Source organism: Kosakonia sp. S57 (genome assembly GCF_016516575.1).
Lineage (GTDB): Bacteria > Pseudomonadota > Gammaproteobacteria > Enterobacterales > Enterobacteriaceae > Kosakonia > Kosakonia cowanii.
Map to the genome: position 1 here is coordinate 51,375 of NZ_JACVUL010000012.1, position 22,752 is coordinate 74,126.

The 22,752-nt window shown below is 53.7% G+C and carries 19 protein-coding genes; 11 read left to right on the forward strand and 8 right to left on the reverse strand.

Annotated elements, in window-relative coordinates:
• The first annotated feature begins 175 nt into the window (after window positions 1–175).
• Together IAE48_RS13340 and IAE48_RS13345 are read left to right on the forward strand one after the other, a co-directional pair.
• Window positions 176–1,459, forward strand: a complete 1,284-nt coding sequence (locus tag IAE48_RS13340) for an MFS transporter (RefSeq protein WP_200134680.1) — start codon at window positions 176–178, stop codon at window positions 1,457–1,459.
• Window positions 1,460–1,471: 12 nt separating this feature from the next.
• Window positions 1,472–2,266: an extracellular solute-binding protein gene (locus tag IAE48_RS13345; RefSeq protein WP_200134681.1), complete on the forward strand. Its 795-nt coding sequence runs from the start codon at window positions 1,472–1,474 to the stop codon at window positions 2,264–2,266.
• On the opposite strand, the gene IAE48_RS13350 is transcribed toward IAE48_RS13345, so the two are convergent.
• From IAE48_RS13350 to IAE48_RS13360, 3 genes are all read right to left on the reverse strand, one after another.
• A complete protein-coding gene (locus tag IAE48_RS13350; RefSeq protein ID WP_023481259.1) occupies window positions 2,217–3,140 on the reverse strand; it encodes a LysR family transcriptional regulator in 924 nt (307 codons plus the stop codon). The two genes, IAE48_RS13345 and IAE48_RS13350, sit on opposite strands and share 50 nt — an antisense overlap.
• 83 nt (window positions 3,141–3,223) lie before the next feature.
• Window positions 3,224–3,589, reverse strand: coding sequence for a DUF1304 domain-containing protein (locus IAE48_RS13355; RefSeq protein WP_094421527.1), 366 nt, complete (start codon window positions 3,587–3,589; stop codon window positions 3,224–3,226).
• A gap of 150 nt (window positions 3,590–3,739) precedes the next feature.
• Window positions 3,740–4,819, reverse strand: a complete 1,080-nt coding sequence (locus IAE48_RS13360; RefSeq protein ID WP_094421529.1) for a mechanosensitive ion channel family protein — start codon at window positions 4,817–4,819, stop codon at window positions 3,740–3,742.
• A 346-nt stretch (window positions 4,820–5,165) separates the two neighbouring features.
• Between IAE48_RS13360 and IAE48_RS13365 the strand changes: the two genes are divergently transcribed.
• The 5 genes from IAE48_RS13365 (at window position 5,166) to iraP (ending at window position 11,802) form a co-directional block, all read left to right on the forward strand.
• Window positions 5,166–5,732, forward strand: coding sequence for a DUF4142 domain-containing protein (locus IAE48_RS13365; RefSeq protein WP_200134682.1), 567 nt, complete (start codon window positions 5,166–5,168; stop codon window positions 5,730–5,732).
• 240 nt (window positions 5,733–5,972) lie between these two features.
• Window positions 5,973–7,277, forward strand: coding sequence for a methyl-accepting chemotaxis protein (locus IAE48_RS13370; protein ID WP_370569025.1), 1,305 nt, complete (start codon window positions 5,973–5,975; stop codon window positions 7,275–7,277).
• Window positions 7,278–7,657: 380 nt separating this feature from the next.
• Window positions 7,658–9,022 carry a methyl-accepting chemotaxis protein gene (locus tag IAE48_RS13375; RefSeq protein WP_200134684.1) on the forward strand — a complete coding sequence of 455 codons (1,365 nt, stop codon included), beginning with the start codon at window positions 7,658–7,660 and terminating at the stop codon, window positions 9,020–9,022.
• 467 nt (window positions 9,023–9,489) lie between these two features.
• Window positions 9,490–11,265, forward strand: coding sequence for a GGDEF domain-containing phosphodiesterase (locus tag IAE48_RS13380; RefSeq protein WP_200134685.1), 1,776 nt, complete (start codon window positions 9,490–9,492; stop codon window positions 11,263–11,265).
• Window positions 11,266–11,460: 195 nt separating this feature from the next.
• Window positions 11,461–11,802, forward strand: coding sequence for an anti-adapter protein IraP (iraP, locus tag IAE48_RS13385; RefSeq protein WP_200134686.1), 342 nt, complete (start codon window positions 11,461–11,463; stop codon window positions 11,800–11,802).
• Between the two features lie 11 nt (window positions 11,803–11,813).
• Here iraP and IAE48_RS13390 read toward each other — a convergent pair whose 3' ends face one another.
• Both IAE48_RS13390 and IAE48_RS13395 read right to left on the reverse strand, forming a co-directional pair.
• Window positions 11,814–12,209, reverse strand: a complete 396-nt coding sequence (locus tag IAE48_RS13390) for a VOC family protein (protein WP_200134687.1) — start codon at window positions 12,207–12,209, stop codon at window positions 11,814–11,816.
• A 141-nt stretch (window positions 12,210–12,350) separates the two neighbouring features.
• A complete protein-coding gene (locus IAE48_RS13395) occupies window positions 12,351–13,970 on the reverse strand; it encodes a hypothetical protein (protein WP_200134688.1) in 1,620 nt (539 codons plus the stop codon).
• Window positions 13,971–14,150: 180 nt separating this feature from the next.
• Here IAE48_RS13395 and IAE48_RS13400 point away from each other — a divergent pair, with 180 nt between their 5' ends.
• Both IAE48_RS13400 and IAE48_RS13405 read left to right on the forward strand, forming a co-directional pair.
• A complete protein-coding gene (locus IAE48_RS13400) occupies window positions 14,151–14,720 on the forward strand; it encodes a hypothetical protein (RefSeq protein ID WP_200134689.1) in 570 nt (189 codons plus the stop codon).
• A 16-nt stretch (window positions 14,721–14,736) separates the two neighbouring features.
• On the forward strand, window positions 14,737–15,351 hold the full coding sequence (locus IAE48_RS13405; protein WP_200134690.1) for an SMI1/KNR4 family protein: 615 nt from the start codon (window positions 14,737–14,739) through the stop codon (window positions 15,349–15,351).
• Window positions 15,352–15,483: 132 nt separating this feature from the next.
• On the opposite strand, the gene IAE48_RS13410 is transcribed toward IAE48_RS13405, so the two are convergent.
• The gene (locus tag IAE48_RS13410) at window positions 15,484–15,783 is read right to left on the reverse strand and encodes a hypothetical protein (protein WP_233631587.1); all 300 of its coding nucleotides are present in this window, start codon (window positions 15,781–15,783) and stop codon (window positions 15,484–15,486) included.
• 122 nt (window positions 15,784–15,905) lie between these two features.
• Here IAE48_RS13410 and IAE48_RS13415 point away from each other — a divergent pair, with 122 nt between their 5' ends.
• Window positions 15,906–17,813, forward strand: a complete 1,908-nt coding sequence (locus IAE48_RS13415) for an ATP-dependent endonuclease (RefSeq protein WP_200134691.1) — start codon at window positions 15,906–15,908, stop codon at window positions 17,811–17,813.
• A gap of 253 nt (window positions 17,814–18,066) precedes the next feature.
• Here IAE48_RS13415 and guaA read toward each other — a convergent pair whose 3' ends face one another.
• Both guaA and guaB read right to left on the reverse strand, forming a co-directional pair.
• Entirely contained in the window at window positions 18,067–19,644 is a 1,578-nt protein-coding gene (gene guaA / locus IAE48_RS13420) for a glutamine-hydrolyzing GMP synthase (RefSeq protein WP_042716372.1), read from the reverse strand.
• 70 nt (window positions 19,645–19,714) lie between these two features.
• Window positions 19,715–21,181 carry an IMP dehydrogenase gene (gene guaB / locus IAE48_RS13425; RefSeq protein WP_200134692.1) on the reverse strand — a complete coding sequence of 489 codons (1,467 nt, stop codon included), beginning with the start codon at window positions 21,179–21,181 and terminating at the stop codon, window positions 19,715–19,717.
• A gap of 158 nt (window positions 21,182–21,339) precedes the next feature.
• Between guaB and xseA the strand changes: the two genes are divergently transcribed.
• Complete coding sequence (gene xseA / locus IAE48_RS13430) at window positions 21,340–22,713, forward strand: exodeoxyribonuclease VII large subunit (protein ID WP_200134693.1); 1,374 nt, start codon at window positions 21,340–21,342, stop codon at window positions 22,711–22,713.
• Window positions 22,714–22,752: the final 39 nt, after the last annotated feature.

The following is a 22,752-nucleotide window of genomic DNA, read 5'->3' on the forward strand; positions in this document are numbered from 1 at the left end:
ACTGAAGCCTGGAATCATGTTAATAGCATGTTGCAATTGATTTAGGGTAAATGTTAACGGCGATTAATGCGCGTCACGCATCAGACGATGAGTTTAATGCGCTTATTCAGCTACTTTTCCTGATCCACTCTTCAGAGAGGCGCGTTACAAGCGTCCCTGTATAACTGGAGATGACATGCAAACATTGACCCCTATGGCACGAACCAGCGCGATACTGCGCGTTACCTCAGGCAACTTTCTCGAGCAGTTTGACTTCTTTCTCTTCGGCTTTTATGCCACCTATATTGCGCATAACTTCTTCCCGGCCAGCAGCGAGTTCGCCTCGCTGATGATGACCTTCGCGGTCTTTGGCGCGGGCTTTTTAATGCGCCCTATTGGTGCCATTGTGCTTGGGGCCTACATCGATAAAGTGGGCCGCCGTAAAGGGCTTATCGTCACGCTGTCGATCATGGCGGCAGGCACCTTTCTGATCGTGCTGATCCCCTCTTACCAGACCATCGGTATCTGGGCGCCGCTGCTGGTGCTGAGCGGGCGCTTACTGCAAGGTTTCTCCGCCGGGGCCGAGCTGGGCGGGGTCTCCGTTTACCTGGCTGAGATCGCCACGCCGGGCCGCAAAGGGTTTTACACCAGCTGGCAGTCCGGTAGCCAGCAGGTCGCCATTATGGTCGCCGCCGCGATGGGCTTCGCCCTTAACGCAGTGCTGGAAGAGTCGGCAATCCGTGAATGGGGCTGGCGGTTGCCGTTCCTGTTTGGCTGCCTGATTGTGCCGTTCATCTTTATCCTGCGCCGCAAGCTGGAAGAGACCCAGGAGTTTAACGCTCGCCATAAAAAGCTGGCGATGCGCGAGGTCTTTACCACCCTGCTGGCGAACTGGCCGGTGGTGATCGCCGGTATGTTAATGGTGGCGATGACTACAACCGCCTTTTACCTCATCACCGTTTACGCGCCGACCTTCGGCAAAAAAGTGCTGATGCTCAGCGCTTCAGATAGCCTGCTGGTGACGCTGCTGGTTGCGATCTCTAACTTTATCTGGCTGCCGATTGGCGGGGCGTTATCCGATCGCTTTGGCCGCAAAGCGGTGCTGGTGACCATGACACTGCTGGCGCTGTTCACCTCCTACCCGGCCCTCAGCCTGCTGGCGCAGAACCCCACTTTTACCATGATGCTGACGGTGCTGCTGTGGCTGTCGTTTATCTATGGCCTCTATAACGGCGCGATGATCCCGGCACTCACAGAGATTATGCCCACCGAAGTGCGTGTCGCCGGTTTCTCGCTGGCCTACAGCCTGGCAACCGCGGTATTTGGCGGCTTTACGCCGGTGATCTCCACCGCGCTGATTGAGTACTCTGGCGATAAAGCCTCCCCCGGCTACTGGATGAGTTTTGCAGCCATCTGTGCCCTGCTCGCCACGCTCTATATGTACCGCCGCAGCAGTTTAACCCTGCAAACCGCACGTTAAGGAGTGACGATAATGAAGACTATGTTGCGTTCCCTGTTCGCCACGCTGCTGCTCTGCACGCTGAGCCTGGGCGCCACGGCGAAAGAGATCACGGTAATGATTTCCGGCGGCTTTAAACCGGCGTTGCAGAAGCTGATCCCACAATTTGAAGCGAAAACCGGCGATACCATTGTGGTGGTCGCCGGGCCGTCGATGGGCAAAACGCCGCAGGCGATCCCCGCGCGGCTGGCGCGTGGCGAAGCGGCGGATGTGGTGATTATGGTCGGCGACGCGCTGACAACACTCTCAAAAGAGGGATGGATTGCGCCCGGCTCCCGCGTCGAGCTGGCGGACTCACCGATTGGGATGGTGGTGAAAGAGGGTGACGCGGTTCCCGCGATCAAAACGAACGAGGAGCTGCGCGCGACGTTGCTGAAAGCCAAATCGATTGCCTATTCGGACAGCGCCAGCGGCGTCTACGTCAGCAGCCAGTTATTCAAAAAACTCGGTATCGACGAGGCGGTGGCGCAGAAGGCGCACAAAGTGGAGCGCATTCCGGTCGCTGGCGAGGTGGCAAAAGGCCATTACGCCGTCGGCTTCCAGCAGGTGAGCGAACTGCTGCCAGAGCATGGCGTGACATTTGTGGGCGAACTGCCGGCCGATCTTCAGTACATCACCCGTTTTGCCGGGGCGGTGACGGCGAAAGCGCAACATGCGCAGGAGGGCAAAGCGCTGCTGGCGTTCCTCTCCGCCCCCGAGGCGCAATCGACCATCCACCTTACCGGGATGCACTCCGTTGCGGCGGCACCGCGTGATACTGCTCGGTGATCAGCTTCTCCAGTTCGGCGGCGATATAGGACTGCACGCGCCCGCTGCGGCGGATCAGCCCCAGCGTGCGTTTGACTACCGGGTCGGTCAGCGGCAGATGCGTCAGCACCGAATGGGCTGACGCGGGCATCGACATCGCCGGTATCGCCGCAATGCCCACCCCCGCTTCCACCATGCCAATCATGGTGGTGACATGGCGGGTTTCACAGATGCTCGGGCGCTCAGGCGTGATGTGCCCCAGCATCTGGTCAATCAAATTGCGGTTGCCAGAGGTTTTATCCAGCCCGATATAGTCATACTGATAAAACTCGCGCCAGGTGAGGCTCTTCTTGCTGGCAATCGGGTGATCGTGGCGGCAGGCCGCGACATAGGTGTCCACCACCAGCGGGCGAAACTCGATATCTGCCAGCAGGCTACCGGCAAAGCAGATGCCGAAGTCGGCCTGGCCGCTGGCAACGGTGTCGATCACGTTGCCCGCGCTGCTATCAATCAACTTCACGCGCACCCGGGGAAAGCGCGCTTTGAAAGTGCGGATCACATCAGGCATGAAGTAGCACGCGGCAGAAGGCACGGCGGCGACCGTCACCACACCGACGCGATCCTGGCTCACTTTATCGATATCCGCTAACACTGCTTCCACATTCATCAACAGCTGTTCAGAACGCTCGGCGAAGGTCTGCCCGTAGAGGGTCAGCGCAACCCGGCGCGTGGTTCTGTCGAACAGCTTAATGCCCAGCGCGTTCTCAAGCTTCTCTATGCGGCGGCTCAATGCTGACTGCGACAGGCAGATTGACTCGGCGGCAAGGCGAAAATTGCCATATTCCACCAGGGCGCGGAAAGCATAGAGATCGTTGAGATCGAAATTCACGGGCATGATGAGAGGCGATCCTTCTCGGGCGGTTAACAGAGGGATAAGAGCATAACCGCCCGACAGACAAGATCAAATATTTAACAACGTTACAACACCGGGCTGCGCGTTATCAACAACACCATTAGCGCAATCAGCGCCGGAAGCGCCTGAACATAGAGGATTTTCCGGCTGGCGGTGATCGCGCCAAAAATCCCCGCTATCAGCACGCAGACGAGGAAGAAAACCTTAACCTGAAAGCCGCTATCGCCAAGCCATAACCCCCACAGCAAACCGGCGGCTAAAAAGCCGTTATAGAGCCCCTGGTTGGCGGCCATCACACGGCTGTCGCGGGCAAAGTCGGGGCTGAGGTTAAACGCCTTGCGACCTGTCTCTGTATTCCAGAGAAACATTTCGAGCACAAGAATGTAGAGGTGAATAACGGCGACAAGCGCAATCAGGATATTTGCTGGCATAGCAAGCCTCAAAAATTAATGTGCGGGTTAAGAAACAGCTTAACCCATTTTTTGTTAATTTTGCGGCTGGCACAAGAGAGGCAGGTATTAATAAAGCGAAGCGCGGACGTGCAGCCAGATTATTGCCACTGCACGTTGCGCCCGGTAAGACTATAACTCGTTTTCGGCAGCCGCAGGCGCGGTCAGCGTTGCCCTTACCTGCGGCAGGCCGTGTGGATAGTTTTGCTGAATGAACTCAATCATTTTTTCACGCACGTAACAGCGTAAATCAAAGGCCGTTGGCGAGTTCTGTGCCGTCATCAACATCCTGATGGTCATGGTTTTTTCCGTGGTATCGGTCACCTGCAGCACCTGCGTTTCCTGATCCCAGAGCTTGGTTTCACTGAGCACTTTTTCAAAATGCTGGCGCAGCGGCTCTAAAGGCATCGAGTAATCAACGTAGAGAAAAACCGAGCCTAAAATTTGCGCATTATTACGCGTCCAGTTCTGGAACGGATTTTCGGTGAAGTAGGTGATCGGCAGCACCAGCCGACGCAGATCCCACAGACGCACCACCACATAGGTCAGGTTGATCTCCTCAATCCAGCCCCACTCTTTTTCCACCACCACCGCATCATCAATTTTAATAGGCTGCGTAAAGGCAATCTGAATACCGGCAAAGAGATTGACCAGCGATTTTTGCAAAGCAAAACCGATGATAATACCGGCAACCCCGGCACCGGCAAGAATCGTGGTACCGAATTTTCGCACGCCCGGAAAGCTGAGCAAAATCAGTGAAAGGCAGAGCGTCACGAGGATAACGATAGCGACTTTCTTCACGTACATTATCTGCGTGCGAATTTTGCGCGCACGAAGATTGTTCGAAATATTAATGTCATAGCGGATGAAAAGCATATCCTGAGCAACGTTAATTAAGCGGATCAGGACCGAGCAGAATGACAAAATAATAAATATATTAATTGTTGTGGTAATAAACCCCATCGATTCTGGCTGGATGTGGACATAATTCACACCGACGCGGATTAACAGCAGCGGAATGAAAAGAAACATCGAACCGCGCAGGTGTTTCTCAAGTGATTTAAAAAGCTTTCTGTCGCGACTCTGCCAGTAACGGATAAATTGCAGCAGGATAAATCTCGCGAGAAAACCGATCGCGAGTGAGAGCGTGACGAGCAATACCGCAGGCACCCATGCCGGAGCGCCAGATAACTCACCAAATAAAAAAGGCATGCTTTCCCCTTATTTTCTGCCAACAACCCTGCGTTGCCAGTACGGTTAAACGGATCGGTAACCCTTCCCTTGCAGATAACCCGCAGATTGCCTGATTCCCGCGCCTTATTATATGAAAAATATGAAAACAGCCTTATCCGTTGATAACAATATCAGGCAATTCTGATAACGATTTTCAGGGATGAAGCGCCCTCAAGTTAGCCCGATATATTAAGAACTCTAACGTATTAAGCTTGTAAAAAATGCGTATCCACTATACTGACCACTGCAGTTGTCATTTACCTACGAGGCTGCTGACGATTACAGAATTCATAAAACCTGTACCCATGACCATCAGGAGAACAACATGCAAAAGAGTAAAACTTTAAAAGGACTGCTGGCCGTATCGGCCGCCGTCGCGATGTTCACCACGGTTGGCGTGCAAGCCCAGACTCCGGCGAGCGCCGCGCAGAGTAGCGCGACCGCAACCAGCACCAAACTCAGCTCCGGCGATGAAAAAGCGTTAAAAGATATGGCGCAGGCCAATATCAATGAGGTCGCCGCCGCGAAAATCGCGCTGGAAAAAGCCAAAAGCAGCGAAGTGAAAGCCTATGCGCAGAAGATGGTCGATGACCATGGCGCAGCGTTGACCAAAGTTCAGGACGTCGCTAAGCAAAAAGGCGTTGAACTGCCGACCGAGCCGGATGCTAAGCACAAAACGATGGCTGCCAAGCTCGAAAAGGAGAGCGGCGACAAGTTTGACAAGCTCTATATGGAAAATGCCGGCACCAAAGATCACAAAATGGTGCTCGATAAACTGCAGAGCGACGCTAAAGAGATCAAAGATCCAGACGTTAAAACGCTGGCCGATGCCCATACCCCGGTGGTTGAGCAGCACCTGAAGTCTGCCGAGCAGATGTCTGCAAGTAAGTAACAAAGCGTAAAAAAGTACACGAGCCTGCAAGCAGAATGACGCAGACTTAACGTGTTACAGACCGGGGCCGCGCCGCTGCCAGACGCCGTGGCGCGGCCCTTCAGGTCATCTATCCCGCTTCGCTCACGGTTAACCATTGATTAAATAATATCCTGCAACTATCGCACTGATACATAATGCTGCTGGTGAGTTTGCCGATAACCAGATCAATTCTTACTCGATCCGGTAAATCTGATGCGTATGCCTTTCCTTAAACACCTTTTTTCCCTGAGCCGCCTGCGTTCATCCGCGTCTTATAACGCACTTTGCCAGAATAAACCTGTCATTGAATTCAGTCCGGAAGGGATCATCCATAGCGCCAGCCCGCAGTTTCTCTCCGCGATGGGGTATCGCGCGGATGAGATCATCGGCCAGCACCACCGCATTTTCTGCCCGCCGTCGCTGGTGAACTCAGCGGAGTACGCGCAGTTCTGGCAACGCCTTTCGCGCGGCGAAAGCTTTAGCGGCAAATATCTGCGCCTCGCTAAGGGCAATCGCCCTGTCTGGCTTGAGGCCAGCTATATCCCCGTCACCAACCGTCACGGCGCGGTGACCCGAGTGATAAAAATTGCGGCCGATATTTCTGAGCGCATCCATGTTGCGCTTGAGAAGGAGGCGATCGTTAACGCCATCGGTCGCTCAATGGCCATCATCGCCTTCAGCCCGGAAGGGATCGTGCTGGAAGCGAATGACAACTTCCTGAGCACCACCGGTTATAAACGAGAAGAGGTTATCGGTAAGCACCATCGTCTCTTCTGCTCGGAGACGCTGCATAAAAGCGACGAATACCGCCAGTTCTGGGAGAGGCTGAATCAGGGCGAGTTCTTTTCCGGTCAGTTTCCACGCCTGAACCGCCGGGGCGAGCCTTTATGGCTGCGGGCAACCTATAACCCTGTGTTTAACAGCGACGGGCAGCTCTATAAGATTGTGAAATTCGCCACCGATGTCACGGCAGATGTGCTGCGCAACCAGCGGGAGCAGGAGGCGGCTGTCCACGCATGGGATATGGCGGTGCAAACTCGTGGCAGCGCGCAGAATGGCGCGACGGTTATCGAAAACAGCATCCGCATGATTGACACCATTGCCCAGAGAATGAGCACGGTCTCCAGCGATGTCTCGCGGCTCAACGATCAATCTGACAGCATCGACGGGATGGTTGAGACCATTCGCAGCTTTGCCATGCAGACAAGATTGATTGCACTGAACGCCGCGATTGAAGCTGCGCGAGCGGGCGCGTCCGGGCGAAGTTTTGCCGTGGTTGCCGCAGAAGTGCGGACGCTTGCAGCGAGCGTCAGTAGCGCGACGGAAGAGATTGAGCGGGTTGTGGCCAGCAATAATCAGCTGGCTAAAGAGGTGCTGAGCGGCATTGAGAACAACCTGATGAGCACCCGCGAAGGTGTGACGCTGATGCGTGAAGCGGGCGAGGTAATTGCCAGCATCCAGAAAAATGCAGCCGGGGTTGAGGCCGCGGTGAAAGATGTCGCCCTTTCCGTCAAAGCTGACTGACTTCAACAAACAGAAATGCGCCACGCCGTAACCTAAATTTCCCGTCCAGACCAGGAGAGGGCAGAGCACCCAGCGCGCTGCCCTCTCCCCTCTTTCCCGGCTTTTAACCACCGTACGCACCTATTAGTATGCAAGGAACAATCAATTAAAGCCGGCGGTTAATAGCGATTATGCCTATTAAACAAGCCGTTACGCCTGAGCTTAGCCGCCCCGCTTCACGTCGACTGTTTCATCACGAAATTATTTACCTCTCTCCCCCTATCTTTCCGTAAAAATCCTGCCACAATTCACTCAATAAAATCGCGCGTAATTAGTTAATGCGCTACTTATATAACGTAACGACAACACACTTTGCCACCGCTACCAAACAGGACGCGACTATGAACACATTGAAAAACTACACTATCCGCCGCGTCGTGTTATGGATCCTCCTGACAGCGCTGGCGCTGATTACCGCCACCGGCGGTTATGCGGCCTTTGCCGTACGCGATATGAACAAGCAGGCGGATCAGAGCACAGCCCTGACTCAGCAGGCGATCTTCCTCTCCCACGCCACGCAGGTGTTGCAACAGGGAAGCGCAGCCGAAAAAGCGGCCTTGATTAATGAAATCCCGCCGGGCGCGGAGTGGGCCACAGAGGCGTTATCCGGCTCCGCCAGCGCGTGGAGAATGCAGGCCAGCGAGCATCTGGCGGCGTTAACCCGTAAGTCTCATGACAATAGCGCGCAGATTGCCGCCGATCGCACTCAACTTGATATCGTACTGATTGTTGCCCTGCTGGCGGCCGCCGGGCTGGTGCTGTTTTGCGACTGCTACCTGGTTATCCATCTGGTGAGGCCGGTTGGCGATATCCGCGCCCATTTCCGCCTGATTGCGCAGGGTGATTTAACCTACCAGGCGCAGGATATTGGCCGTAACTGTGTAGGCCAGATGATCCCGCTGGTGCGTGAGATGCAGAACAGCCTGCTGACCACCGTAAGCGCGATCAGCGAGAACAGCGATGCGCTTCACCGTGAAGCACGTGAGATTGCCGCCGGTAACAGCGATCTGGCAAACCGTACAACCCAGCAGGCGGCAGCCCTTGAACAGGCGGCATCCAGCATGGAAGAGTTGACCTCAACGGTCAGCCACAACGCCGACAATGCGCGTCAGGTTCGCGATCTGTCGGTAATGACCGCCCACACCACCGAGAAAGCCAGCAACCTGGTGGAAACCCTCGCCAGCACCATGAACCGCATTGCCGATGGTTCCGAACAGATCCGCCAGTTCACCTCCACCATCAACAGTATTGCTTTCCAGACCAATATCCTCGCGCTAAATGCCGCTGTGGAAGCAGCGCGTGCTGGCGAGCAGGGCCGCGGTTTCGCCGTGGTGGCGACAGAAGTACGCTCCCTCGCCCAACGCAGTGCGGCGGCGGCGCGTGAAATTGAGTCGCTGATCAAATCCGCTATTACCTCGGTTCATGAGGGCAAAGATGTGGCGGAAGATGCCGGTGAGGCGATGAGCGAAGTGAAAGGTAATGTCGCCAGCGTCAATGCGCTGATCGGTGAAATCGCGCTCGCCTCCGATGAGCAGAGTAAAGGCATCTCTCTGGTGACTCACGCAGTTGCCGAGCTGGATCGCGTGACTCAGCAGAACGCGGCGCTGGTACATCAGATTACGGCGTCAGCCAGCAACCTTAATGGCAGAACAGAAACCCTGCGCGGCGTGGTGCAGCACTTTACGCTGCCGCACGCCGTGAGCTGAGCTTCCTGAAGCAACGTGTTATACGGGACGAGGCTACGCACCGGAGAAGTCGCCGGACGTAGTAATAAAAAAGCATACGTCTTTTATCCTCTTCGTCTTATTTATAACGGGCAGTGCCGGTGTCGCGGCTGCCCGTTTTTTTTATCTCTTTTTGGCGCCCTGAAATATTCTTCTTATTTATTAATGGTGTTGTTATGAAATCTAACCATCCCCTTCCACTTTATGCTCTCCCTCCCCGGCTGGCGGGCGCTGATGGCGTAAATCAAATTGTGAAATAAATGTGAGACCGCACCTTTTACAGGCATCAGTTGCGCTCCGTTACTGCTACTATCAATACAAATCATATTTGCATTGGGCTGACGTTGCCTGCCGGTATGCTTCCATCCCGCTGTAACAACTAAAAAGCGTTTTCAGCACCCTTTATCTCTTATTTTTACCCACCGTCCACAGCCGGTTGGGAGGCAACAATGTTACTCAATATCGGCGACGACAAAGAACGCCATTTTCTGGCGTTACAGGCCCTGCTGAACCCGGATGACAGTCGCGATGATGTGCTGCGTAAAATTACCCAGCTCGCCGCCAGAATGTTAAAAATACCCGGCAGCTTTATTTCCGTACTCGATGATGAGAATCAGTATGTACGGGCCGCGATTAACTTCCAGCTGGAGACCTCGTCGCGGGTTAACTCCTTTTGCCGCTATGCCGTCGACAGCGGTAATCCGTTTATTGTGCCGGACACTTTGCAGGACGCCCGTTTTGTCACGCATCCGCTGACCGTTGCCAGCCCTTTTATTCGCTTCTATGCGGGCGTGCCGCTGACCACCCGCGATGGCATTACGCTCGGTACGCTCTGCGTGGTGGATACCAACCCCCATACCGTAACCAAAGAGCAGATTGATACGCTGCGGCTGCTGGGTGAGCTAGCGATGTCGTTTCTGGAAGCCTGGCACTACGCTGGCCTGACGGATGTTATTACCGGTCTGCCGAACAAGCTGCATCTGCTGCGCGATATCCAGTTGCTGAACGCGGCGAATGATACCGCCGAGCGTAACCTGATCCTGATTGACTGTATCGACATGCCCCGTGCTTTCGAGCTGGCGCGCACCCGCGGAATGGCCCCGGTTGAAAACCTGCTGCGCGATATGGCGATTATGCTGCCTCTGCGCCTGCGCCCGCTGAAGTGCGGCAAACTCTATATGGTGGCGACGGGCCGCTTTGCCCTGCTGACGCGTGCGTCGGATAACATTACGGCCTGCGCCATCGCCAGCCGGTTGCAGGGCGTCAGCGCCGAGCTGGAGCCGGGCATTACCGTCGAGTTCCGCGTTCACACCGCAGGCAAAAACTTTATCCCCGGCGATGTATCCGCCAGAGAGGTGCTCAATAAAGCCGTGCATGCCCTGCATGAGCGCATCCGCCAGAACACCTTCCAGTTGCCGGAAACCATTATTGATGAGGATGCAGCGGCCATGCCGGTGCTGATGAAGGAGCTGTCGCAGGCCATTGATGGCAAATTGTCGGGACTCTACCTCGTCTACCAGCCGAAAATGTGTCTGCAAACCGATGCACCGGTTGGCATTGAAGCGCTGATCCGCTGGCGGCATCCGCAAAAAGGCGAACTCTCGCCGGGGATGTTTATTCCCTTTGCTGAGCAGGCCGGTCTGCTACAGGATCTGACAGGCTGGGTTATCGCCAATGTGATTACCCAACTTGCAGCCTGGCATGCGCTCGGGCTTGCGCTGCCGGTCTCCGTTAACGTGAGTATTCAGGATATCTCCGCGCCAGGCTTTGCCGACAGCCTCGAAGCACGCATGATCCGCGCCCGCCTGCCCACCAGCCTGCTCGGCATTGAGTGTCTGGAAACCGAGCGCATTATTGAGAGCGCGGCGGCACTGAAAGGGCTGGAGATGCTGAAACTGCGCGGCTTCCCCATTTCGCTCGATGATTTCGGCACTGGCTATAGCAACATCAGCTATCTGCGCCGTATGCCGATCGACATCATCAAACTGGATCAGAGCCTGATCTCCAAACTGTCGGAAGATACCGCCTCGCGCATTATCGCCCGCAGTATTATCGGCATGCTGAAAGAGCTCGATTACGTTGTGCTGGCGGAAGGGGTGGAGAATGCCCAGACCGGCGAAACGTTGCAGAAGTATGGCTGCGACCAGGCGCAGGGGTATCTCTATGCCCGCCCGCTTCCAGCCCAGGAGATGAGTAGTTGGCTGGAGTGGAAGATCCGTACCTAATATAGCAACGCGTTGACAGGTTACCGTCAGGCGAGGGAGCGCCTCAGAAGCGATAATTATCAAAGCGTTAGTGAAAAATCCTCACGCATATATACATTTAATGTATACAAGATCGCGTATTCACAAATAGTGTGATTGAATTCATCCCATCCCGGAGTAATATTCGTCTGAATAATGACTTCAGATGGGTAGGCCATGAAAAACGTCATACTGAGTATGCTAATTAAAATGTCCAGGATGGATGCGCAGATGAAAGAGCTGACCGCCCAGATTGAGGCGCAGTCGCTTATCGTTGCCGCCCTGACGCTGACCGTCGGCAAAGGTGGTGGGCTGGATGAAATGGTGGCGAGCATTAATAAGTCGATCAACTCTGTGCTGGAGACGCCCGACGCCGCGCTGCAATCCGACGCCGAGCTGCTGCTGGTGAAATTTCATGAGCAGGTCGAATTAACGCGCGCCGTCAGCAAAGAGTCGGACGAGACGCCCGCGGTGGTCACAGGTGATGACCTGACAACCGATCGGCCAGAGCAGAGCTAATCTGCCGTTTTTTATTCAGCGTTAACCCACGCCTGATTCTGTATCACCACCCGGTAGCCATCGGCATCGGCAAAGGTGCGCCCGTTACGATCCCAGTAGGGGTTAAACGACGCCACCGGAATAAAACCGGCATCCAGCATCGTTGCGCAGGCCGCCTCCCACTCCGCTTTGTCGGGGTAGTAGAGCACCAGCAAATCCTCGTCCGTCTGTGAAGGCTGCACCGGATGATGGTGGCAGAGGGTTAATTCCATATGCCAGCCCAATCCTTCCCGGCCTAGCATCACGCCGCTGAAACCTTCATGATCGCTGAAGTCCGCAATACGCTTCAGCCCTAATCCTTTGCTGTACTGCTGATAAGCCTGCTCAAGGTTGGTCACCGGCCTGGCAATTCGCATATGAGAAAACATTCCGCGCTCCTGTCATCGGATTGATTAATTGCCTTTAGCCTACACAGAATTCGCGGGTGGATTTGTCGGTAAGAGCCTGCCGATGGCAGCCAAATAAAAAAGCCCGCCATATGGCGAGCTTCGGCATCCGTTCAACTCAAATTACTCTTCTGCCAGCATTTTCTCTAACCGCGCACGCACGTTATCATCCGGCTCCGCGTGGAAGGCGGTTTCCAGCATGCCGTGCAGCTCGGCCGGGAGCTGCTCTTCCGGCCAGCCCTCCAGCGCGTTGAGCGCCATCAGGCGGTTACGCACCACCGGGCTGCGCAGGCCGGTTTTAATCAGCGACCAGCCCATACCGGGAAAACGGTTGAGATCCTGGAGGATAAAATCGAGCGCGCCGTGCTGGCGATACTCGGCGCCAAGACCCATCAGCGTATCCGGTCCGCTGGCAATCGCCGCAAGATCGAGCTGCTGCTCAGCGAGTTGCAGAATGCGCTCCATGCGCTGCGGGCTTTCGGTCTGCATCAGTTCGTACCAGTTCGCTTCATTGGGCACCGTTTGTTGACGGGCAAAAACCTGCTCCCAGGTATCGATGCCTAATAGCTTCGCTGCGCGCAGGGGGAGGTAAAAATCGCCGTTATCGCAGGCGGTTAAATCCTGCTGCACGCGCATCAGCCACTTCTCCTGTGCGACGATCGCCTCTACATCCTCTGCAATCTGCTGACGGATCTCATCGCTCCAGCCTTCCACCTGCAGCGTCTCCCAGTTGTTATCTTCATCACCGGCAAACGCGCCAATGGCGCTGGTGTTGAGCAAGTTGCGCAGATCGTCGTTTTGACTGCGGCGCAGCAGCGTGAGGTAACGATGGCAGGCCTGCGCGCCTTCCGGGTAGTCATGAATATCGCGCGCCGGGCCGCCGGCAATCAGCGCCGCAAGAATATCGCCCGCGCCGGTCAGCACGCCATCATCCACCGCGTCGACCGAAAGCGCCGCCAGCAAGCGCCCTTTGGTGGCGCAGTCCCAGGCGGTGTACTCATCCATCACCGAATTGGAGTAGCCCTCGCGCAGCAGCCACTCTCGTGTGGCGGGCGAGACCTCATCCGGCAGGCGCTCAATAAGCTGAATACGCCCCCAGCCAGTTACGCGTTTCGCCAGCGCCGTCAGCGTTGCATCAAATGCCTCTTCCGGCAGCATGTTGCGCAGGGCGACGGCGGTAAAAAGCGTAAACTCCTCATGCAGCCCAAGCGTGGTCACCAGCGCCCGATTTTCGTCGGAGGGGAAAAAGGCCAGCAGTGCAATGGCGCATTTGACCGCGTTGCGATCCGGGCTGTTGGTCGCCAGCCATACCATCAGGTCGTGAACCTGCTGCGGCGAGAGCGAAGGCACTTCCGGCAGTTTGTCGGTCAAAATATCGATGTAATCGAGCGGCGGGCGCGCTTTCAGCAGCGCATAGAAGGTGTTCATATTGGCCGGGGAGGGTTTGCGCAGCACGGCGCTTAACGCGCTGATAATCTCATCTGCCGCCTCTTCTGCGTCTGCGCCGCCGCCGTGGTGACCGAACGCACCGTCCATGCCGCCCGCGACCCAGCGCAGCTCGCCTTCAAGGGTATCTTCATCCGGCAGGGTCTGCGCCTGCTCCGGCAACGGCGCGCTGCCGTCTGCATAAGGGGAGATAAAGTGGTAGATGCTCTGCCTGTCCCCCGGCCAGGGAAGCGGGAAAGGTGCGTCCTGCTCTGCAGCCCCTTGTTTACCGAGGATTTTTGCTAACCATCGCTGCATACTCATATTCCTTGTATTGAATTCCTGATGTTTGCCGGATGCGCAAAACGCCGACCTTTACGCCTGTTTATAGCTGATTATGCCTCTGCCGCACAGAGTCGCCCCCCTGATCAAGTAGGTGATCGTACCTTTCAGAGCAGTAACAATCCCTGTACAACGAGATAAATCTAAGGGTAACGCGTGCGCTATGAATGCAATGAAGTGCTGAACGATCTGGTGAACTACTTTCTGCTTGCCGATATCCGCCTGCTGAAAAAGTTCAAAGATGACAACGAGCTCGCTGACGACCTGGCAACGGAGTTTACCCGCAATGAGAGCGGCGATAAGGCGGTGCTGGAAGGCGTGCTGATCCCGATGACGGGCGTTGAAAACTACCCCTACACCATTATATTCACCCTGCCGCCCGAGACGCCGGAACTGCTGAAAGCGAAAAACAATCTCCAGCACCGCCGCCCAGGTTACACGCTGCGCGTCGAGCATGGGCAGGTGCAGCTCTTTACCTGGCGCATTCTCGACGACTTCAACGATAAAAGTATCAGCGCGTTATTGCAGCGCTATGAAGCGCCGAACCGCCCGCATATCACGCTCGAAAACGGCACCTATTCGGTGGAGATCCTTGCGGGTGAAGTGTTCCGCGAGGATGACTATCAGCCAGCATTTGAGTTTGTGCTGGAGAAAAACGACGATGCGAAGCCCGCAGCCGACCTTGATATCAACTATCTTTTTAGCGTCGACAGCCAGAGCTATTAATTGAGAGCGCCTAACAATGAGTAATGAGAGCGATAACTGCCCGCTTCCGCCGCTGGTTTGGCCGGAGTTTACCGATCAGCACGCCCGCCTTGCCTGGTGGCGCGACTGTGTGCACGCCTGGCGCGATCAGTGGGATAATCCTGCGCCCTCAACACCCGCCAGCGACGCGGAGCTTGCTGACCTTGAGCAGCGCATCGGCTGCCCGCTGCCGCTGGTGCTGCGCACCTATCATCAGCAGATTGGTGAACTAAACCTCGCCGAAACGCTGTGCAGCGTGACGCCTGCGCAATACGCTGCGATTGAACCACTGCTGGCAGCCTATCCCGGTATTAGCGATATCCTTGAAGATGTGCCGCAGGATGACCCGCAGTGGAAGCTGGTTAATAACCTGATCGCCTTTGGCGACTATCTCGGCAACGGTAATTTGTGGTGCTTTCACCGCGAAACCGGCGAAGTGTGGTATTTCGACCACGACACTTCACCGATGCTGACGCAGATATTCCGCGATGCCGGGCAGTATCTCGACGCGCTGATGTTCAAATGCCTGCTCGAAGCCCACGGCGAGGAGGAGAATGAGGAACTGCTGCGCGAACGGCTCGGGGATGAGGTGGTGGAGAAGTGGATGTATTAATTCGTACCTTAAAACATTTCAAACAATTAAAGAGCATCAATAATCTGAAAAAGGGTAGAAAGAAGGTCAAACGAAAATAACTTTCTCATTAATTTAAACGCATGGCGGGTTCTTAAGCCGCCATGCGTAATATCATCTATCGTATTTAAACTTCACGAATTTATTAATGTACGCATTTAGCCCTTCGCCAGCGATAGCTAGCTTTTTCATTTCTCCAACATGTGTAGGGCCAGCGACAGCATAGCTATATGTGTAGCTTTTATTAGTCCCACTAAACCATACTGTAATATATTCCTCACCTATCTCATAACCAATCACGCCTGAATCATGATCTATGTCTTTATAGCGTTGCATTTTAATCTCCAAATAAAAAGACACATTTATAATCTCAGTAAAAACCAAAGTTATTTTGACCAAGATCAATTTATCCATTTATTTTTTGAATACACATCACAGAATTGAAACATAAGCCCCGGATAAGATAATCCTAACAACGAATAAAAAAGGTTTTCATATTTTTATTCAGCTCCACTCTTGAGAGGGTTTAGGTATAAATGAAAATAAAATCTGTAAGAATCCAAAACTTTAGATCATTTAAGGATGAAACTATTTGTTTAAATGACTACACATGCTTCGTTGGCTGCAATGGAGCTGGTAAATCAACCCTTCAAAATGCTTTAAATGTCTTTTTTAGGCAGTACAAGGATTGTAAAACCGACTTAAGTAATTTGTCGGCTGATGATTTTCACCACAAAGATACATCTAACCCGATTCAAATAACCGTCGAGTTCACCGATCTTTCAGAAGCGGCGAAACAAGAATTATCAGCGTATGTTCGCCAGGGCAGATTAATTATTACGGCAAAAGCAGTATATGATGAAATAACAAAAAGGGCTGAAGTAAGACAGTATGGGAACAGACTTGTTATGAATGATTTTAAAATCTGGTTCGAAGCAGAAAAAGCTGGCGAGAAAGTTTCAAAACTAAAAGAAATATATAACAATCTTCGTACTCTACACAATGAACTTCCCGCTTCGAAAACGAAAGCATTAATGCAAAATTCATTAAATGAATTTGAGGAAAACAAACCAGAATTATGTTCATTGGTTGCTAGTGAAGATCAGTTTTATGGCGTATCCAAAGGAGCAAACAAATTAGCGAGATATATACAATGGGTTTTTGTTCCTGCATCAAAAGATATAGTTGAGGAAGGTTGCGAGTCGAAAGACTCCGCGCTTGGACAACTTCTTCTTCGAGCCGTTAGAGGTAAAGTAAAGTTTACCGAGGCCATTGATGGTATGAAAAGAAAACTCATAGATGAATATCAAGAAATGCTTGAGAAAGAACAAGAAGCATTGACGGAGCTTTCAAATTCTATTGAAGACAAATTAAAGCTATGGTCTACGCCTACAGCAAGCGCACAAATAGTATGGAGAAAAGATATTGAGAGGTCCGTAAGGGTTGAAGAACCGACTGCGTCGATCCAGATAGGAGAGAATGGTTTTTTAAGTGAGTTGTGCAGGTTCGGCCATGGTATGCAGCGTTCGTATATGCTCTCTTTACTTCAAGAGTTAGCAAGCAGTAAAGATGAATATGCGCCAACATTAGTAATGGCTATTGAGGAACCAGAACTATATCAACACCCACCTCAGTCAAGATATCTTTCTGAATTACTTCAGCAATTATCACTTTCAAATAATCAAATTTTGGTATGCTCACATAGTCCGCACTTTATACCAAGTGACAATTTCTCATATATCCGGCTAGTTCGTATGGACGGTCATCCACACAAAAGCAGAATAAAAAGCATTACCTACGATAAAATTTGCGATCTTCTAAAATCAGTCGGTGAAAAGCATATACTTGAAAAAGGTATGCAGGCTAAAATGTTTCCTAGCTTACGGCCTGAATTAAGCGAAATGTTCTTTTCTCGGCGTCTTGTCTTTGTTGAAGGCATAGAGGATGTCGCTTACATAACTACATATTTACATTTACTCGAAAAACATACAAAATTTCGAGAAAGAGGTCATCATATTATACCAGTCCATGGAAAAAGCGAATTAATAAAGCCTATTGCCTTAGCTAAATTGCTTGAAATTCCATATTACGTTATCTGTGATGCTGATACAGATAAAACAAAAGAGCATGAGATTAACTCAGCAAAAAAAGAAAATAAAATAATTTTATCTTTAAATGGTATTAAATCCGAGGGATGGCCTGATCAAACCATTTACGATGACAACTTAACTCTCTGGAAAACGAATCTCACTGATGTCGTAGGTACAGAACTTGGTGAGAACTATAAAAAACATGAAGATGCAGCAGCAGCTTTTTATAATAACGCAGGTGGTCTCAAGAAAAACCCACTAGCTATCTCTCGCGCACTTGAATACGCATGGAAAGATAATTTACGCTCACAAAGCTTGACAGATTTGGTTAATAGAATACTAAATCAACCTTAATTGATTAAATCGCAACACCATCGCACGAGATATATTAATGCATTTAAATGAACAGAGTGAAATAATATAAATAAGAATTAAATGTGATATTTTTTATTTAACATGAATAATTAAACTGCTCACAAGAGATTTTTATTTGGTCGACGTGCTTTTTATGAAAGTGTATTGCAAAACACAATGATTAATAACAAACACCAAGTACCGCAGTACTTGGTGTTTGTTTATATCAGATAGTATTAGCAGAGACTAAGACTTATTCCCACTCAATCGTCGCCGGCGGCTTCCCGCTGATGTCATATACGACACGGGAAATACCGTTCACTTCGTTGATAATGCGGTTGGAGACGCGGCCCAGGAAGTCATACGGCAGGTGCGCCCAGTGGGCGGTCATAAAGTCGATGGTTTCGACCGCGCGCAGGGAGACAACCCAGTCATACTTACGGCCATCGCCCATCACGCCAACGGAACGCACTGGCAGGAAGACGGTGAACGCCTGGCTCACTTTGTTGTAGAGATCGGCTTTGCGCAGCTCTTCGATAAAGATATGGTCAGCGCGGCGCAGCAGGTCGCAGTACTCTTTCTTCACTTCGCCGAGGACGCGAACGCCGAGGCCCGGGCCCGGGAACGGATGGCGGAACAGCATGTCGTACGGCAGGCCAAGTTCGAGGCCGATTTTACGCACTTCATCTTTGAACAGCTCTTTCAGCGGCTCAACCAGACCCATCTTCATCTCTTTCGGCAGGCCGCCAACGTTATGGTGAGACTTAATAACGTGCGCTTTACCGGTTGCAGAGGCTGCGGATTCAATCACGTCCGGGTAGATAGTGCCCTGAGCCAGCCACTTCACATCCTGCAGCTTCAGCGCTTCTTCATCGAACACTTCCACAAAGACGCGGCCGATGATTTTACGTTTCGCTTCCGGATCGTTCTCGCCCGCCAGCGCGCCGAGGAAGCGCTCTTCTGCCGGAACGTGAACAATGTTCAGACCAAAGTGGTCGCCGAACATATCCAGCACCTGCTCGGCTTCGTTCAGGCGCAGCAGGCCGTTGTCGACGAAGACGCAGGTCAGGTTTTTGCCAATCGCGCGGTGCAGCAGCATCGCGGTGACGGAGGAGTCCACGCCGCCGGAGAGGCCGAGGATAACCTTATCGTTACCAACCTGCTGGCGGATACGCTCAACGGCGTCATCAATGATTTTTGCCGGCGTCCACAGTGCTTCGCACTCGCAGATATCGCGCACAAAGCGCTCCAGCATACGCAGCCCCTGGCGGGTGTGCGTCACTTCCGGGTGGAACTGCACGCCGTAGAAGCGCTTCTCTTCGTTAGCCATAATGGCGAACGGGCAGGTTTCAGTGCTGGCAACGGTCACAAAGCCGGACGGGATCGCCGTCACTTTATCGCCGTGGCTCATCCATACATCCAGCAGCGCTTTGCCGTCTGCGGTCAGGGCATCTTCAATCCCACGGATCAGCGCGCTCTCGGTCTGCACTTCAACCTGCGCATAACCAAATTCACGCTCGTTAGAGCCTTCAACGTGGCCGCCAAGCTGCATCGCCATGGTCTGCATGCCGTAGCAGACGCCGAGCACCGGCACACCAGCGTCGAAAACGTACTGCGGCGCGCGCGGGCTGTTCTCTTCGGTAGTGCTTTCCGGGCCGCCGGAAAGGATGATGCCGCTTGGGTTGAAGTCGCGGATCTGCGCTTCAGTGACATCCCACGCCCACAGTTCGCAGTAGACGCCGAGTTCACGCACGCGGCGTGCGACTAACTGAGTGTATTGCGAGCCAAAGTCGAGGATAAGAATGCGATGTTTATGAATATTGTCCGTCATTGACGTTAGTTCCGAGGCAAAGAGCGAGATTGAAAAGTCAACGCCCGGCAAAAACCGGGCGCGAATTGCATTAAGAACCCATGCGGTAGTTCGGGGATTCCTTGGTGATGGTCACGTCGTGGACGTGGCTCTCCTGGACGCCCGCGCCGCTGATGCGCACGAACTCCGCTTTGGTGCGCAGGGCGTCGATGGTACCACAGCCGGTCAGACCCATACAGGAACGCAGGCCGCCCATCTGCTGGTGAATGATCTCTTTCAGACGGCCTTTGTAGGCCACGCGGCCTTCGATACCTTCCGGCACCAGTTTGTCGGCGGCGTTGTCGGTCTGGAAGTAGCGATCGGAGGAGCCTTTGGACATCGCGCCCAGCGAGCCCATCCCGCGATAGGATTTGTAAGAGCGGCCCTGGTAGAGTTCGATTTCGCCCGGGGACTCTTCGGTACCCGCCAGCATAGAGCCGACCATTACCGCGCTTGCGCCAGCAGCGATCGCTTTAGCGATATCGCCAGAGAAGCGGATGCCGCCATCGGCGATAACCGGGATGTCCATCCCTTCCAGCGCTTCAACCGCGTCGGAAACGGCCGTGATCTGCGGAACACCCACGCCGGTCACAATACGGGTGGTACAAATAGAGCCAGGACCGATACCCACTTTCACCGCGCTGACGCCAGCTTCAGCCAGCGCGCGAGCGCCTGCGCCGGTAGCGACGTTACCGCCGATGATTTGCAGATCCGGGTATTTGGCGCGCGTTTCGCGAATACGCTGTAACACGCCTTCAGAGTGGCCATGGGAGGAGTCAATCAGCAGCACGTCAACACCGGCGGCGACCAGCGCATCAACGCGCTCTTCGTTGCCCGCGCCCGCGCCGACCGCTGCGCCAACGCGCAGACGACCCTGCTCATCTTTACAGGCGTTCGGTTTACGTTCTGCTTTCTGGAAATCTTTTACGGTGATCATGCCGAGCAGATGGAAGCTGTCGTCCACCACCAGCGCTTTTTCGACGCGCTTTTCATGCATTTTGGCGAAGACGACTTCGCGCGCTTCACCTTCACGTACCGTTACCAGGCGCTCTTTCGGCGTCATATAAACGCTTACCGGCTGGTTGAGATCGGTAACAAAACGCACGTCACGACCGGTGATGATGCCAACCAGTTCGTTCTCTTCGTTAACAACCGGGTAGCCGGCGAAGCCGTTACGCTCGGTTAGCTCTTTCACTTCGCGAAGAGTTGTCGTCGGAAGCACGGTCTGCGGCTCTTTTACCACGCCAGACTCATGTTTCTTCACGCGGCGGACTTCATCTGCCTGGCGCTCGATAGACATGTTTTTATGAATAAAGCCAATGCCGCCTTCCTGTGCGAGGGCGATCGCCAGACGCGCTTCCGTTACGGTGTCCATTGCCGCAGAGAGCATAGGAATGTTCAGGCGAATGGTTTTCGTCAGCTGAGTGCTTAAATCGGCGGTATTCGGCAGAACAGTGGAGTGGGCGGGAACGAGGAGGACGTCGTCAAACGTCAAAGCTTCTTTAGCGATACGTAGCATGGGCAATATCTCTGACCTGGGTGGTTAAATATTGCCGTGGCATTATACAGAGCGTAACCGATTGCATCTACACTTTTTTGGAAAAATACTTGTAATTGGGTGGCATCAAGCTACTATCGACCGAATAACTTGCTGATTTAGAATTTGATCTGGCTCACATGTCCTCATTGCAAACTCCCTCCATTTATACTGTCAGCCGCCTTAACCAGACGGTGCGATCGCTACTGGAACGCGAGCTGGGCCAGGTGTGGATCAGCGGCGAAATCTCCAACTTTACCCAGCCTGCTTCCGGTCACTGGTACTTCACCTTAAAAGATGACACCGCCCAGGTGCGCTGTGCGATGTTCCGCAACAGCAACCGCCGCGTCACCTTCCGCCCGCAGCATGGGCAGCAGGTGCTGGTGCGCGCCAACATCACGATGTATGAGCCGCGCGGTGAATACCAAATCATCGTCGAGAGCATGCAACCGGCGGGTGAAGGGCTGTTACAGCAGAAGTATGAGCAGCTGAAAGCGAAGCTGGCGGCGGAAGGGCTGTTCGATCAGCAATTTAAACATCCCCTCCCCTCACCGGCGCACTGCGTTGGGGTGATCACCTCAAAAACCGGCGCCGCGCTGCACGATATTTTGCATGTGCTGAAACGCCGCGATCCGTCGCTCCCCGTGGTGATCTACCCGACCGCCGTACAGGGCGAAGATGCACCGGCGCAAATCGTGCGCGCCATTGCCCTTGCTAACAGCCGTAACGAATGTGATGTGCTGATTGTTGGGCGCGGCGGCGGCTCGCTGGAAGATCTCTGGAGCTTTAACGACGAACGCGTCGCACGCGCCATTTTTGCCAGCCGTATTCCGGTAGTCAGTGCCGTCGGCCATGAAACGGATGTCACCATTGCCGATTTCGTCGCCGACCTGCGCGCGCCAACCCCGTCGGCAGCGGCGGAGATTGTCAGCCTTAACCAGCTTGAACTGCTGCGCCAGGTGCAGGCGATGCAGCAGCGTCTGGAGATGGGGATGGATTACTATCTGGCAGGGCGCAACCGCCGCTTTGCCCAGCTTCATCACCGACTGCAACAGCAGCACCCGCAGCTGCGCCTGGCGCGTCAGCAGACGGTGCTCGACCGCTTGCAGCAGCGCATGCACAACGCGCTGGATACGCAGCTTAAGCGCGCGAACACGCGTCAGCAGCGCGTGCTGCAACGACTCAATCATCACAACCCGCAGCCGCGCATTCACCGGGCGCAAACGCGGGTGCAGCAGCTTGAGTATCGCCTGAGCCAGTCGATTCGCGATCGTCTTGGCAGCACGCGCGAGCGCTTCGGCACCGCCCTCACCCATCTGGAAGCCGTCAGTCCGCTGGCGACACTGGCGCGTGGCTACAGCGTCACGACCGCCACCGACGGGAAAGTGCTGAAACAGACTAAGCAGGTGAAAGCGGGCGATACGCTCACCACTCGCCTGAATGATGGCTGGGTCGAGAGCGAAGTGCGCATTGTCACACCGGTGAAACAACCGAGAAAACGAAAAACCCCGTAGTTAAAACTCTTAATGCGGTGAGGCGACCTATACTTTTGT

Coding starts and splice junctions, on each gene's coding strand:
- IAE48_RS13365 (WP_200134682.1), top strand. CDS start 5,166: ATGCAAAAGAGTAAAACTTTAAAAGGACTGCTGGCCGTATCGGCCGCC.
- IAE48_RS13380 (WP_200134685.1), top strand. CDS start 9,490: ATGTTACTCAATATCGGCGACGACAAAGAACGCCATTTTCTGGCGTTA.
- IAE48_RS13375 (WP_200134684.1), top strand. CDS start 7,658: ATGAACACATTGAAAAACTACACTATCCGCCGCGTCGTGTTATGGATC.
- IAE48_RS13350 (WP_023481259.1), bottom strand. CDS start 3,140: ATGCCCGTGAATTTCGATCTCAACGATCTCTATGCTTTCCGCGCCCTG.
- IAE48_RS13360 (WP_094421529.1), bottom strand. CDS start 4,819: ATGCCTTTTTTATTTGGTGAGTTATCTGGCGCTCCGGCATGGGTGCCT.
- iraP (WP_200134686.1), top strand. CDS start 11,461: ATGAAAAACGTCATACTGAGTATGCTAATTAAAATGTCCAGGATGGAT.
- IAE48_RS13405 (WP_200134690.1), top strand. CDS start 14,737: ATGAGTAATGAGAGCGATAACTGCCCGCTTCCGCCGCTGGTTTGGCCG.
- IAE48_RS13390 (WP_200134687.1), bottom strand. CDS start 12,209: ATGTTTTCTCATATGCGAATTGCCAGGCCGGTGACCAACCTTGAGCAG.
- guaA (WP_042716372.1), bottom strand. CDS start 19,644: ATGACGGACAATATTCATAAACATCGCATTCTTATCCTCGACTTTGGC.
- IAE48_RS13410 (WP_233631587.1), bottom strand. CDS start 15,783: ATGGATAAATTGATCTTGGTCAAAATAACTTTGGTTTTTACTGAGATT.
- IAE48_RS13415 (WP_200134691.1), top strand. CDS start 15,906: ATGAAAATAAAATCTGTAAGAATCCAAAACTTTAGATCATTTAAGGAT.
- IAE48_RS13355 (WP_094421527.1), bottom strand. CDS start 3,589: ATGCCAGCAAATATCCTGATTGCGCTTGTCGCCGTTATTCACCTCTAC.
- IAE48_RS13345 (WP_200134681.1), top strand. CDS start 1,472: ATGAAGACTATGTTGCGTTCCCTGTTCGCCACGCTGCTGCTCTGCACG.
- xseA (WP_200134693.1), top strand. CDS start 21,340: ATGTCCTCATTGCAAACTCCCTCCATTTATACTGTCAGCCGCCTTAAC.
- guaB (WP_200134692.1), bottom strand. CDS start 21,181: ATGCTACGTATCGCTAAAGAAGCTTTGACGTTTGACGACGTCCTCCTC.
- IAE48_RS13370 (WP_370569025.1), top strand. CDS start 5,973: ATGCCTTTCCTTAAACACCTTTTTTCCCTGAGCCGCCTGCGTTCATCC.
- IAE48_RS13340 (WP_200134680.1), top strand. CDS start 176: ATGCAAACATTGACCCCTATGGCACGAACCAGCGCGATACTGCGCGTT.
- IAE48_RS13395 (WP_200134688.1), bottom strand. CDS start 13,970: ATGCAGCGATGGTTAGCAAAAATCCTCGGTAAACAAGGGGCTGCAGAG.